The sequence below is a fragment of the Inquilinus limosus MP06 genome (assembly GCF_000767795.1).
GTDB lineage: Bacteria > Pseudomonadota > Alphaproteobacteria > DSM-16000 > Inquilinaceae > Inquilinus > Inquilinus limosus_E.
Window position 1 is genome coordinate 1 of record NZ_JANX01000141.1, and the last position, 11,917, is coordinate 11,917.

General features: G+C 70.1%; 13 protein-coding genes. 9 read left to right on the forward strand and 4 right to left on the reverse strand.

Annotated elements, in window-relative coordinates:
• A partial coding sequence (locus tag P409_RS13420; RefSeq protein ID WP_034837076.1) for a YbfB/YjiJ family MFS transporter occupies positions 1-1,099 on the forward strand: 1,099 nt, incomplete at its 5' end.
• Positions 1,096-2,892, forward strand: a complete 1,797-nt coding sequence (sdhA, locus tag P409_RS13425) for a succinate dehydrogenase flavoprotein subunit (protein ID WP_034837081.1) — start codon at positions 1,096-1,098, stop codon at positions 2,890-2,892. The genes P409_RS13420 and sdhA, both read left to right, overlap by 4 nt.
• Positions 2,893-2,941: 49 nt before the next feature.
• On the opposite strand, the gene choX is transcribed toward sdhA, so the two are convergent.
• The 3 genes from choX to P409_RS13440 all read right to left on the reverse strand — a co-directional run bounded on the left by choX (position 2,942) and on the right by P409_RS13440 (position 5,699).
• The gene (gene choX, locus P409_RS13430) at positions 2,942-3,886 is read right to left on the reverse strand and encodes a choline ABC transporter substrate-binding protein (protein WP_034837085.1); all 945 of its coding nucleotides are present in this window, start codon (positions 3,884-3,886) and stop codon (positions 2,942-2,944) included.
• A 40-nt stretch (positions 3,887-3,926) separates the two neighbouring features.
• Positions 3,927-4,421 (reverse strand): thioesterase family protein, encoded by a 495-nt coding sequence (locus P409_RS13435; RefSeq protein WP_052120546.1) that lies wholly within the window; start codon positions 4,419-4,421, stop codon positions 3,927-3,929.
• Positions 4,422-4,571: 150 nt separating this feature from the next.
• A complete protein-coding gene (locus P409_RS13440) occupies positions 4,572-5,699 on the reverse strand; it encodes a D-alanyl-D-alanine carboxypeptidase family protein (RefSeq protein ID WP_034837116.1) in 1,128 nt (375 codons plus the stop codon).
• Positions 5,700-6,127: 428 nt separating this feature from the next.
• Here P409_RS13440 and P409_RS13445 point away from each other — a divergent pair, with 428 nt between their 5' ends.
• From P409_RS13445 to P409_RS13470, 6 genes are all read left to right on the forward strand, one after another.
• A complete protein-coding gene (locus P409_RS13445) occupies positions 6,128-6,757 on the forward strand; it encodes a S24 family peptidase (protein WP_034837088.1) in 630 nt (209 codons plus the stop codon).
• Positions 6,758-6,871: 114 nt separating this feature from the next.
• Positions 6,872-7,714, forward strand: coding sequence for a branched-chain amino acid aminotransferase (locus P409_RS13450; RefSeq protein ID WP_034837092.1), 843 nt, complete (start codon positions 6,872-6,874; stop codon positions 7,712-7,714).
• A 39-nt stretch (positions 7,715-7,753) separates the two neighbouring features.
• Positions 7,754-8,437 (forward strand): FkbM family methyltransferase, encoded by a 684-nt coding sequence (locus tag P409_RS13455; protein WP_081991484.1) that lies wholly within the window; start codon positions 7,754-7,756, stop codon positions 8,435-8,437.
• 9 nt (positions 8,438-8,446) lie between these two features.
• On the forward strand, positions 8,447-9,400 hold the full coding sequence (locus P409_RS13460; RefSeq protein WP_052120551.1) for a heparan-alpha-glucosaminide N-acetyltransferase: 954 nt from the start codon (positions 8,447-8,449) through the stop codon (positions 9,398-9,400).
• Between the two features lie 94 nt (positions 9,401-9,494).
• Positions 9,495-10,070 carry a sigma-70 family RNA polymerase sigma factor gene (locus P409_RS13465; protein ID WP_052120553.1) on the forward strand — a complete coding sequence of 192 codons (576 nt, stop codon included), beginning with the start codon at positions 9,495-9,497 and terminating at the stop codon, positions 10,068-10,070.
• Complete coding sequence (locus tag P409_RS13470; protein ID WP_034837100.1) at positions 10,067-10,744, forward strand: NrsF family protein; 678 nt, start codon at positions 10,067-10,069, stop codon at positions 10,742-10,744. Before P409_RS13465 ends, P409_RS13470 begins: the two co-directional genes overlap by 4 nt.
• A gap of 28 nt (positions 10,745-10,772) precedes the next feature.
• Here the strand turns inward: P409_RS13470 and P409_RS13475 are convergent, their stop codons facing one another.
• The gene (locus P409_RS13475; protein ID WP_034837103.1) at positions 10,773-11,453 is read right to left on the reverse strand and encodes a DUF1223 domain-containing protein; all 681 of its coding nucleotides are present in this window, start codon (positions 11,451-11,453) and stop codon (positions 10,773-10,775) included.
• A 147-nt stretch (positions 11,454-11,600) separates the two neighbouring features.
• Between P409_RS13475 and P409_RS13480 the strand changes: the two genes are divergently transcribed.
• A partial coding sequence (locus P409_RS13480) for a hypothetical protein (protein WP_034837108.1) occupies positions 11,601-11,917 on the forward strand: 317 nt, incomplete at its 3' end.

Below are 11,917 nucleotides of genomic sequence, written 5' to 3' on the forward strand. Positions count from 1 at the left end.
CCCGGCGCTGATCGCGGCGCAGTGGTTCAGCCCGTCCGACGTGATCTATCTCGGCGCCGCCAACCTGGCCGGCTATCTCGCCGGCGCCCTGGCGGCGCGGCCGCTGGCCGGCCGCATCGGTTCGGTCCGGGCGCTGCGCGGCACCATGCTGCTGGCCACGCTGTCCTGCCTGGCCTGCGCCATGCCGGTGGCCTTCGCCTGGTTCTTCGCCTGGCGGTTCCTGGCCGGGCTCAGCGGCGGCGTCATCATGGTGCTCGCCGCCTCGACCATCCTGCCGCATACGGCGCCAGGCAAGCGCGGCCTGGTCGGCGGCGTGATCTTCGCCGGCGTCGGCCTGGGCATCGCCGCCTCGGGCACGCTGGTGCCGCTGCTGCTGCTGCAGGGCCTGCGCGAGAGCTGGCTCGGCCTCGCGGCGCTGTCCGGCGTGCTGACCTTGGTCGCCTGGCCGAACTGGCCGAAGGGCGACCCCGCCGCAGCCTCCCATGCCGATGCGAAGGCCATGCGGCCGCGCGTCTCCGCCGCCGTACCGGTGCTGTCCCTGCAATACGGCCTCAACGCCGTCGCCCTCGTGCCGCACATGGTCTTCGTCGTCGATTTCGTGGCCCGTGGCCTGGGCCAGGGCATCGCCGCCGGGTCGCAATACTGGGTGCTGTACGGGCTGGGGGCGGTGATCGGGCCGCTGCTGACCGGCCATCTTGCCGACCGGGCCGGCTTCGCCCCGGCGCTGCGGGCGGCCTTCCTGATCCAGGCGGTGGCGGCGGCGGTGCCGGCCGTCACCACCGATCCGGCCGCGCTGATCGTCTCCTGCATCGTCATCGGCGGCTTCACCCCCGGCATCGTGCCGCTGGTGCTGGGCCGCATCCACGAGCTGATCCCGCATGGGGCGGAGGCGCAGCGCGCCGCCTGGGGCCGGGCGACCACGATGTTCGCCCTGTTCCAGGCCGGCGCCGCCTACGGCTTGGCCGCCCTGTTCGACGGCACGGGTGGCGACTACCGCATCCTGTTCGTCGTCGGCGGCGCCGCCGCGGCCCTGGCGCTCGCCATCGATCTCGTCCTGGCGCTGACGGTCAGGGCCAGATCCTTCGGAGCATCGTCATGACCCAGTCCTACACCATCATCGACCACAGCTACGACGTGGTGATCGTCGGGGCCGGCGGGGCCGGGCTGCGCGCGGCGCTCGGCATGGCCTCGTCCGGGCTGAAGACGGCCTGCGTCACCAAGGTGTTCCCGACCCGCAGCCACACCGTGGCGGCCCAGGGCGGCATGGCGGCGTCGCTCGGCAACATGGGCGACGGCGACAACTGGCGCTTCCACATGTACGACACGGTCAAGGGCTCCGACTGGCTCGGCGACCAGGACGCGATTGAGTACATGTGTCGCGAGGCCGGGCCGGCGGTGCTGGAGCTGGAGCAGTACGGCGTGCCGTTCTCCCGCACCGCGGACGGGCTGATCTACCAGCGCCCCTTCGGCGGCCAGACCTTGAACTACGGCAAGCAGATGGCACGGCGGACCTGCGCCGCGGCTGACCGCACCGGCCATGCCATCCTGCACACCCTGTACCAGCGGTGCCTGGAGCACCGGACCGAGTTTTTCGTCGAGTATGTCGCGCTCGACCTGCTGATGGACGACGACGGCACCTGCCTCGGCCTTCTGGCCTGGAACATCGAGGACGGCACGCTGCACCGGTTCCGCGCCCACTACACCGTGCTGGCGACCGGCGGCTATGGCCGCGTCTGGTTCTCCTGCACCGCCGCGCATGCCTGCACCGGCGACGGCAACGCCATGGTGCTTCGCGCCGGGCTGCCGCTGGCCGACATGGAGTTCACCCAGTTCCACCCGACCGGCATCTACGGCTCCGGCTGCCTGATTACCGAGGGGGCGCGGGGCGAGGGCGGCTTCCTGACCAATTCGGAAGGCGAGCGGTTCATGGAGCGCTATGCCCCGACAGCGCGGGACCTGGCCGGGCGCGATGTGGTCTGCCGGTCGATGACGATCGAGATCAACGAGGGGCGGGGCGTCGGCCCGAACAAGGACCACATCCTGCTGCATCTCGAGCATCTCGGCGCCGACCTGCTGCATGAGCGGCTGCCGGGCATCAGCGAGACGGCGAAGATCTTCGCCGGCGTCGACGTCACGAAGGAGCCGATCCCGGTGCTGCCGACGGTGCACTACAACATGGGCGGCGTGCCCACCAACCTGCATGGCGAGGCGACGACGCTGCGCGGCGACGATCCGGAGACGGTGGTGCCCGGGCTGATGGCGATCGGCGAGGCCGCCTGCGTCTCGGTGCACGGCGCCAACCGGCTGGGCTCGAACTCGCTGCTCGACATCATCGTGTTCGGCCGGGCGGCGGCGCAGCGGGCCGCGGCGACGGTGCGACCGGGCGAAACGCACGCCCCGCTGCCGGCATCGGCGACCGAGAAGGCGATCGACCGGCTGGACCGGGTGCGCCACGCCAGGGGCGGCACCAGCGCCGGCGAGATCCGGCTGGCGATGCAGCGCATCATGCAGCGGCACTGCGCCGTGTTCCGCGACGGGCCGCTGATGCAGGAGGGGCTGGGCAAGCTCGGCGAGACCGCGGGCCCGATGCGGGCCGATCTCGGTCTCGCCGACCGGTCGATGGTGTTCAACACCGACCTGGCCGAGGCGCTGGAGCTGGACAACATGCTGCAGCAGGCGGTGGTCAGCCTGCATTCGGCGATCGGCCGGACCGAGAGCCGCGGCGCCCATGCCCGCGAGGACTACCCGAAGCGAGACGACCAGGCCTGGCTGAAGCACAGCCTGGCCTGGCTGGACGAGGCGGACGGGGTGCGCCTGGACCACCGCCTGGTCCACATGCAGCCGCTGTCCAACGAGGTCGCACCGATCCCGCCGAAGGAGCGCGTATATTGAGAAACCATCGGACGGCCGGGCCCGTTGCGACGGGCCCGGTCCGGCCGGCTCAGCTGCTCTTCAACGAGGCCTTCACCGCCTCCAGCCCCGGCTTGCCGTCGATGGTGGTGACGCCGTCGAGCCATTTGGTCAGCAGGCCGGGGTTCTCGCTCAGCCACTTCCGGGCGGCGGCGTTCTGTTCCATGCCCTCGTCCAGGATCATCGACATCATCTGGTTCTCGGTGTTCAGGTCGAACACCAGTTGCTGGGCGAACTTCTTCAGGTTCGGGCAGCCGTCCAGCCATTTCTGGTTGGCCAGGGTGCGCACCGTGGCGCCGCCGTAATTCGGGCCGAAATAGGCGTCGCCGCCGCTGAGATAGTCGATCTTGTACTTGATGTTCATCGGGTGCGGCGCCCAGCCCAGGAACACCACCCATTCGCCGCGCCGCGTCGCCCGGTCGACCTGCGCCAGCATCGCCTGCTCGCTGGCCTCGACCAGGTTCCAGCCGCCGAGGCCGAACTCGTTCTTCTCGATGATGGTCGACAGGTTCTTGTTGGCGGAGGAGCCGGGCTCGATCGAGTAGATCGACTTGCCGAACTTGTCGGCGAATTTCTGCAGGTCGGCGAAGTCCTTGACCCCGGCCTCATAGGCCTCGCGGTTGACCGCCAGCGTCACCTTGGCGTCGGCCAGGTTGGTGCCGACCAGCTCGACGCCCTGCTTGAGATAGGGCTCGACCATCTCGGTCTGCGACGGCATCCAGTTGCCGAGGAACAGGTTCACCTGGTTGTTCTTGAGCGATTCGAAGGTGACCGCCACCGACAGCATGTCGATCTTCGGCTCGTAGCCCAGCCCGGTCAGCACCGTATTGGCCAGGGCGGTGGTCGAGGTGATGTCGGTCCAGCCCACATCCGACATCTTCACGGCCTTGCAGGCCGCATCGTCGGCCAGGGCGGCACCGGCCGGGGTCAGCGCGGCGATCGCTGCCGCAGTGCAAAGGAATCGTCTCGCGTTCATCTCTGCCTCCTGTCTGTCCGTATGGGAATCGGGGGCGTTGTCAGCCCTTCTCGTCCTCCGCGGCGGCCTCGTGTGCGGCGCGGATCTCGCTCAAGCGGTCATGGATCTCGGCCTCGAACGGCGCGACCTTGGGGATCGTCGCGTCGATCGACAGGTTCAGCACCTCGCTCTCGGCCAGCACGGTGCCGGAGGCGACGTGGCGCATGACGTGGTGCAGGGTGAAGCGCTTGGCGTCCATCGCGCCCAGCCGGGTCTCGACCGCCACCTCGTCGCCGGCATGGGCCTCGCGGCGGTAGCGGATCGTCATCTCGCCGGTGAAGACGGTGCGCCGGCTGCGCGCCCGGTAGGCGGCGTCGATGCCGGCGAATTCCAGAAAGGCGTCGGTGGCGTGGCTGAAGATGACGGCGTAGTAGCCGTCGTTCAGGTGGCCGTTGTAGTCGGTCCACTCCGCCCGCACCGCCTCGCGGTGCAGCCTGAGCGGCGCCGCGATCCTCCGGTCGGACGGGGATGTCGGGTCGGCCGCGGTCGCTGGCATCCGCCGGTTGGTCCTCGCCTGCGGCCCGTCTCTCGGCGGACGGGCTCGGATGCAGGCGATGCTACGCGGCGGCGGCGTGCTCCATTGACCGAAGGCGACGCCGACCTGATCGAAAGCGCCGCCCGTCGGGGCGTCGCGGATCGAAGGGGATCAAAGGCCCAGCAGCAGGCCCAGCTTCATGCCGAGGGCGCGGAAGATCGAGGCCTCGGCCATGTCCTGGGCGGCGACCAGTGGCACCTTGCGCACCGGCCCCTCCGGCGGGGCGATGTCGAGCTCGCCCAGCACCTGGCCCTTGGCGATCGGCGCCTCGATCGGCTGCTGGAACCGGGCGGTGACCGTCATCTTGTCGAAATCGGCCGGCTGCATGGTCATGGCCAGGTCCTGCGCCACCGTGACCGGCACCTTGTCCTCGGCGCCCAGCCAGACCGTCGCCTCGTCGACCGTGGCGCCGGCCTTGTAAAGCGGGTACAGGCGGAACTGGTTCCAGCCCCATTCCAGCAGGCGGGCGCCCTCGTCGGCGCGGGACTGCATGCTGGGCAGCCCGTTGACCACCAGGATCAGCCGGCGGTTGTCGCGCACGCCCGAGGCGGTCAGGCCGTAGCCGCCGGAATCGGTGTGGCCGGTCTTGATGCCGTCCACGCCCATCTCCCGGTACAGCAGCGGGTTGCGGTTGCCCTGCTTGATCTTGTTCCAGGTGAACTCCCGCTCGCCATCGTAGCGATAGTATTGCGGGAAGTCCGAGATCATGCGCTCGGCCAGGATCGCCAGGTCGCGGGCCGTGGAATAATGCTCCGGGTCCGGCAGGCCGTTGGCGGTGACGAAATGGCTGCTGTTCATGTTCAGCTTCTTCGCCATCTCGTTCATGCGGTCGGCGAAGGCGGTCTCCGACCCCGCCAGGCCTTCGGCCAGCACCACCGCCGCGTCGTTGCCGGACTGGATCAGCAGGCCGCGCAGCAGATCCTCGACCCGGATGTTGTCCCCGACCTGGACGAACATCTTCGACCCGCCGGTCTGCCAGGCCTTCTTGCTCACCGGGAACTTGGTGTCGAGCGTGATCCGGCCGTCCCGCAGCGCGTCATAGACCAGATACGCCGTCATCATCTTGCTCATCGACGATGTCGGCATGCGTTCGTCCGCCGCCTTCTCCATCAGCACCGTATCGGTGGTGGTGTCGATCAGGATCGCCTGCTTGGCGATGGTGTCGACCGTGGCGGCGCCGGCGGGCAGCGCGGCGAGGCTGGCGAGGAGGAGGGTGACGCGGAAGAGGGGGGCCGGCATCGCGATCTTGATCATGGAGCGGAGCATGGATCGCAGGGATAGCGTCAACTGAGGCCGCTGCCAACCCGGGCCTGTCATCTCCGTGCCGCGGCGAAGCGCGCATGGCGCGTCGCCGGCCTGCCGGGCTTTCCGGTCCCATCGGCGGAAGCGCTGCGCTCCGATCCCCCATCTGGGGGTGATAGGAGGGCGGTCGCCTCATCTAAGATGAGAACAAATAGCCTGTCGGCCTGTCCCTTTCGGGTCATAGCGCGAAGGTCGCGCGCCTTGTACAATGTGATCTGTGGTGGGGGCCACATCTGTCAAATAAGGCGAACGCGACATGGGGCGAGGCAACATTTTGGGAAGGCAATCATATTCATTTTTAGGTAAGTTTTATAAATGAAAATATTCCTGAACCCCCCGCGATGCCCCTGGGAGACATCGTTCCCATGCTGAAACACGCCGACATCTGGGCGGCGATCGACCGTCTTGCCCGGCTCAACGGTCTGTCCCCCTCCGGCCTTGCGCGTCGCGCAGGGCTCGACCCCACCACCTTCAACCCGAGCAAGCGGCAGTCGAGCGACGGCAAGCTGCGCTGGCCGTCCACCGAGAGCATCTCCAAGATCCTCGACGCGACCAGCAGCTCGATGGCTGCCTTCGTCCGGCTGATCGACGACGGGTCGGGGCTGCCGGCCCGGCGCATCCCAGTCATCGGCCTCGGCCAGGCCGGCATCGAGGGGCTGTTCGACGAAGCCGGGCACCCGACCGGCAAGGGCTGGGACGAGGTCGACTTCCCCAACCTGTCCGACCCGAGCGCCTATGCGCTGGAGATCTCGGGCGACGCCATGGCCCCGATCTACCGGGATGGCGATGTCGTCGTGGTCTCACCGGCGGCGGGGCTGCGACGCGGCGACCGGGTGGTGGCGAAGACCGCCGGCGAGGGCCTGCTGATCGGCGAGCTGGTGCGGATCAGCGCCAACCGGATCGACCTGAAGCCGCTGGCCGGCGATGAGGCGCCGCAGTCGCTGAAGCTGTCCGACGTGGTCTGGAAGGCCCGTATCGTCTGGTCCAGCCAGTAGCCCGCTCCTCCCCTGCGCCCGGCGCAGGCTGGGTCATCCGCCGGGCGGTGTTGGCGCCGCCCGGCCGCTCGCCTATGCTCCGCCGGCAAGACGACGTGGGATCGGACGGACGACATGGCAAGACAAGCGTGGACCTTCCTCGACGGCTCCTGGCAGGAGGGCAATCCGCCGATCATGGGGCCGCTCAGCCATGCCGCCTGGATGTCCTCGATCATCTTCGACGGCGCCCGCGGCTTCGAAGGCGTGGCGCCGGACCTCGACCGCCATTGCGTCCGGGCCGTCGCCTCGGCCAAGGCGATGGGGCTGGAGGCGACCCTGCCGGCCGAGGAGATCGAGGCGCTGGCGCGTGAGGGGCTGCGCCGCTTCCCGGCCGACGCCGCGGTCTATATCCGGCCGATGTTCTGGGCCGAGGAAGGCTGGATCGAGCCCGACCCCGCGGCGACGCGCTTCTGCCTCTCGATCTATGACTCGCCGCTGCCGCAGCCGGGGGAGGACACCGCCTGCTTCGCCCAGGGGCTGCGCCGGCCGTCGCCGGAGATGGCGCCGACCCGGGCCAAGGCCGCCTGCCTGTATCCGCAATCCGGCATGGCGATGCGCCAGGCCAAGCAGCGCGGCTTCACCAATGCGGTGATGCTGGACCCGATCGGCAACGTCGCCGAATTCGCCACCGCCAACATCTTCATGGCCAAGGACGGCGCCGTGCACACCCCGGCGGCGAACGGCACCTTCCTCGCCGGCATCACCCGCCGCCGGGTGATCGAGCTGCTGCGCCATGCCGGCGTCGAGGTGCTCGAGCGCGCGATCCGGCCGGACGAGCTGGCGGAGGCCGACGAGATCTTCCAGACCGGCAACTTCGCCAAGGTGCTGCCCTGCACCCGGCTGGAGGACCGCCACCTGCAGCCGGGGCCGTTCTACGCCAAGGCCCGCAAGCTCTACTGGGACTGGGCGCATTCGTGAGGCTGCGTCCGGCAATGCGGACGGATCCTGAGAGCTTCGATGAGTGACGCTGTGCCGCCCGAGCCGGTCTCCAAGGATACCCGCAACCTGATGCGGGTGCTCGAGCACCAGGGCATCACCCTGGTGTTCGACGTCGGCGCCAATATCGGCCAGTACGCGCAGCGGCTGCGGCGCGGCGGCTATGCCGGGCGGATCGTCTCGATCGAGCCGCTGTCGGCCGCCCATGCCGCCCTGACCGCCGCGGCCGCGGCCGATCCGGACTGGTCGGTCGAGTCGCGGATGGCGCTGGGCGACGGCGACGCGCCGGTGACGCTGCAGGTCTCGGGCGAGAGCGACATGAGCTCGGTGCTCGACTTCACCGCCGAGATGGCGGACCTGCTCGACGGCTCGGCCTATGTCGGCACCGAGGTGGCGTCGCAGGCGCGGCTGGAGCGGATCTTTCCCCGCCATGCCCGGCCGGGCGACCGGGTGCTGCTGAAGATCGACACCCAGGGCACCGAGCGCCGGGTGCTGGACGGGGCGCGCGGCGTGCTGCCGCGCATCGCCGCGGTGCAGATGGAGCTGTCGATCGTGCCGGTCTATGACGGCGAGCCGTCCTACCGCGACATGATCCAGCACATGGCCGAGCTGGGCTTCGTGCCGGCGCTGTTCATCCCCGGCTATTTCAACCGCCGCACCGCCCGGCTGATCGGCATGGACGGCGTGTTCGTGCGGCCGGGCTAACCCGAACCGATGCCGGCCTCCCAGCGTCCCGGCCGCCTGCCGGTCGTCGACCTGCTCCGCGGCCTGGCGCTGCTGGCGATGGCGCTCTACCACCTGTCCTGGGACCTGAAGTTCTTCCGCTTCGTCGACTGGGACCTGGCGGGCGGCGCCGGCTGGGTCGCGGCGCGCTATCTGATCGCCGGCAGCTTCCTGGCCCTGGTCGGCCTGGGGCTGGAACTGTGGCATGTGCAGGGGCACGACCTGCGGCGCTGGGCGATCCGGCTGGGCAAGGTCATGGCCGGGGCGATCGCCGTGACCGTCGCGACCTGGTTCGCGATCCCGGACGAGTTCATCTTCTTCGGCATCCTGCACAGCATCGCTGCCGCGAGCATCCTCGGCCTCCTGGTCCTGCGGCTGCCGGCGGCCGCGAATGTCATTCTCGGTCTCGCCGTGATCGCTCTGCCGATCGTCTGGCGCTCTGGCCTGTTCGACCATGCCTGGCTGCTCTGGACCGGCCTCGGCACCGCGCCGCCGCGCAGCAACGACTATGAGCCGCTGTTCCCCTGGTTCGGGCCGGTGCTGCTGGGTCTTGCCATGGGCCGGTGGTGGCTGCGGGCCGGCGCCCCCGGCGGCACGGTCGACGGTGGGGGCGCGGGCCGGCCGTTGCGCTGGATCGGGCGGCACAGCCTGGCCTTCTACCTGGTCCACCAGCCGGTGCTGATCGGCCTGCTGCTGCTGGTCGGCATGGGCCTCGGCCGCGACCCGCAGGCGATGCTGTCGCCGGCGCCCGACCCGGCGCCGATGCTGATCGACTGCCAAGTGCAGTGCGAGCAGCGAGGCGGGGGCATGGAGCAGTGCCACGCCTATTGCGGCTGCATGGTCGACGGTGTCCAGGCCCAGAGCCTGTGGCCGGCGCTGCGGCCGGATGCGGCGCCCGAGCTCAAGGACCGCCTGCGCGATCTGGCCGCCATCTGCAGCCGGTAGCATCGGCGGAACATGACGGAAAATTCGCTCGCCTGCCGGTGGCCCCGGCCCTAGTCTCGGCGCCGATGTCCGGATTGCCCCGCCGCCCGCTGTCATGAGCCCACCCGCCGAGGATCGTTCCGCCGGCGCGGGGCCGGATGTCGGCTGGTCGGCGCTGATGGTCGCGGCCCAGGCGGGCGACCGGGTCGCCTATCGTCGGCTGCTGACCGAGATCACCCCCTATCTGCGGGCGTTGGCTCGCCGGTCGCTGCGCCGCCCGGCCGATGCCGAGGATGCGGTGCAGGATGTGCTGCTGACCCTGCACAGCATCCGCCAGACCTACGATCCGGGCCGGCCGTTCCAGCCCTGGCTGGTGGCGATCGCCCGGCGGCGCATCGTCGACCGCGTGCGCATCCAGATCCGCACCACCGGCCGCGAGACCGCGATCGACCCGTTCCAGGAAACCTTTGCTGCGCCTGAAACGAATGAAGGATCGGAGGCCGATTCGATCGCGCTGCGGCGCGCGATCGCGGAACTGCCGCCCGGCCAGCGTCAGGCGGTGGAACTGCTGAAGCTGAAGGACATGTCGCTGAAGGAGGCATCGGCCGCCAGCGGCGCGTCGGTGCCGGCGCTGAAGGTCGCCATGCACCGCGCGCTGAAGGCGCTGAAGGGGGCGTTGGGACCGAAATGACGGAGACGGGGCACACTCGCACCGAAGACCTGATCGCAAGGCTGGCCGCCGACGCGCAGCCGGTCCGCCCCCTGCGGCCGCCGATGCTGCGCGCCCTGGGCTGGCTGGCCGTCGCCGTCCTGATGATCGGCACCGTCGTCCTGTCCTTCGGGATCCGGCCGGACTTCATGGATGAGATGGGCGAGGCCCATTACCAGCTGGAATGGGCGGGCTCGATGCTGACCGGCATCCTTGCGGCCATCGCCGCCTTCCATGTCAGCCTGCCGGACCGGTCGCGCGCCTGGGCATTGCTGCCGTTGCCAGGCCTGGCGTTGTGGCTGTTCTCGATCGGCTATGGCTGCATGACCGACTGGGTGCGCCTGGGCCCGCAGGGCTTCGCCTTCGGCACCAGCTTCTTCTGCTTCCGCTCGATCCTGCTGATCAGCCTGCCGCTGTCCCTGGTGCTGCTGGCGATGCTGCGCCTGGCCGGCCCGGTGCGTCCGGTCGCGACGATCGCCAGCGGGATGCTGGCGGCGGCGGCCCTGTCGGCCTGCGGCGTCTCCATGTTCCATGGCGACGAGGCCACGCTGATGGTGCTGATCTGGCACGGCGGCGCGGTGGCGCTGCTGGTCGGACTGGGCACGCTGCTCAATCGCCGCCTGTTCGGCCTGTTCGCGCCGCGCCCAGCCGGCTGAGCGCCCTGGCTGGCTGAGACGGGCCCGGCTACAGCCGGGCTGCTCCCAGGATCCGGCCGTCCGCGGCCTGCAGCAGCACCGCCGTCCGGTCGCCCTCCGGCCGGGCCGCGGCGACCGTGCCCCCGGGCATCCAGCCGTCCAGCCGGGTCAGGCTGCGCACGACATTGCGGTCGACCAGGGTCCTGCCGGCATTCTCGCCGCGCCGAACGGGCGTGTCGTGCCGGTCGTCGAAGCCGACCAGCCACAACACCGCGTCGGCCGGGGCGGCAGGGTCGACCGCCACCTGCAGCCCGGTGCCGGACGCGGTCAGCTGCACCGGCACCGACGGATCGGTGCGTGCAGCGGCGATCGCCGCCTCCATCGCCGCGCGGTCGGACCCGACGACGTCGCCGCGCCCGTCGATCACGGCCTGCGGCGTGTAGACCTGGTCCGAGCCCAACTGCGCGGCATAGGCCGTCTGCCGGGCCGTGGCCCAGGGGCCGGAGAACGGGTCGGTCCAGCCCAGCCGGTTCCAGTAGTCGACATGAAAGGCCAGGGCCAGCACCTCCGGCCGGTCGGCCAGCGTCGACAGCAGCGCGTCGGCCGGCGGGCAGGAGGAGCAGCCCTGCGAGGTGAACAGCTCCACCACCACCGGGCGTTCGGCGGCCAGGGCGGGCGCAGCGGCAAGGGCAGTCGCGGCCAGCAGGCCGGTCAGAAGCGATCGGATCATGACGTAATCCTGAAACGGCATCCCGCCTCCGGTTCGGCCCGGTCCGGTGGAGGGTTACAGCTGCGTCTCATCTGGGAAACACATCGCCTCTTGATTCGCGATTGATAATCGTTCTCAATTGACTCGCCGTTCCAACGGGAGCCCAGAATGGACGAGGACCAGATCACCGAGCCGAGCGACCGCCGCGCCCTGCCTTTCCCTGAGCAGCTGGTGCTGTGGGCGCTGCGCCTCAGCGTCGTCGGGCTGAAGACCGGGGCGCCGACCGACCATCCGGTGCTGCTGGCCTTCCGCAAGGTCGGGGCCGAGCCGGCGGCGGAACGGGTGGGCCTGCTGACCCGGATCATCGGCTTCGGGGCCGAGCGGCGGGTGCAGATCGGTGTGCCCTGCGCCTTCACCGTCACCGAGGATGAGCGCCGGATCCTGGACCTGGTGGCGATCGGCCAGTCGGGCGTGGCGGGCACGCT

What these genes read in the sequence shown, in the direction of transcription:
- sdhA (WP_034837081.1), top strand. Translation starts at nt 1,096, where the DNA reads ATGACCCAGTCCTACACCATCATCGACCACAGCTACGACGTGGTGATC.
- choX (WP_034837085.1), bottom strand. Translation starts at nt 3,886, where the DNA reads ATGAACGCGAGACGATTCCTTTGCACTGCGGCAGCGATCGCCGCGCTG.
- P409_RS13435 (WP_052120546.1), bottom strand. Translation starts at nt 4,421, where the DNA reads ATGCCAGCGACCGCGGCCGACCCGACATCCCCGTCCGACCGGAGGATC.
- P409_RS13440 (WP_034837116.1), bottom strand. Translation starts at nt 5,699, where the DNA reads ATGCCGGCCCCCCTCTTCCGCGTCACCCTCCTCCTCGCCAGCCTCGCC.
- P409_RS13445 (WP_034837088.1), top strand. Translation starts at nt 6,128, where the DNA reads ATGCTGAAACACGCCGACATCTGGGCGGCGATCGACCGTCTTGCCCGG.
- P409_RS13450 (WP_034837092.1), top strand. Translation starts at nt 6,872, where the DNA reads ATGGCAAGACAAGCGTGGACCTTCCTCGACGGCTCCTGGCAGGAGGGC.
- P409_RS13455 (WP_081991484.1), top strand. Translation starts at nt 7,754, where the DNA reads ATGAGTGACGCTGTGCCGCCCGAGCCGGTCTCCAAGGATACCCGCAAC.
- P409_RS13460 (WP_052120551.1), top strand. Translation starts at nt 8,447, where the DNA reads ATGCCGGCCTCCCAGCGTCCCGGCCGCCTGCCGGTCGTCGACCTGCTC.
- P409_RS13465 (WP_052120553.1), top strand. Translation starts at nt 9,495, where the DNA reads ATGAGCCCACCCGCCGAGGATCGTTCCGCCGGCGCGGGGCCGGATGTC.
- P409_RS13470 (WP_034837100.1), top strand. Translation starts at nt 10,067, where the DNA reads ATGACGGAGACGGGGCACACTCGCACCGAAGACCTGATCGCAAGGCTG.
- P409_RS13475 (WP_034837103.1), bottom strand. Translation starts at nt 11,453, where the DNA reads ATGATCCGATCGCTTCTGACCGGCCTGCTGGCCGCGACTGCCCTTGCC.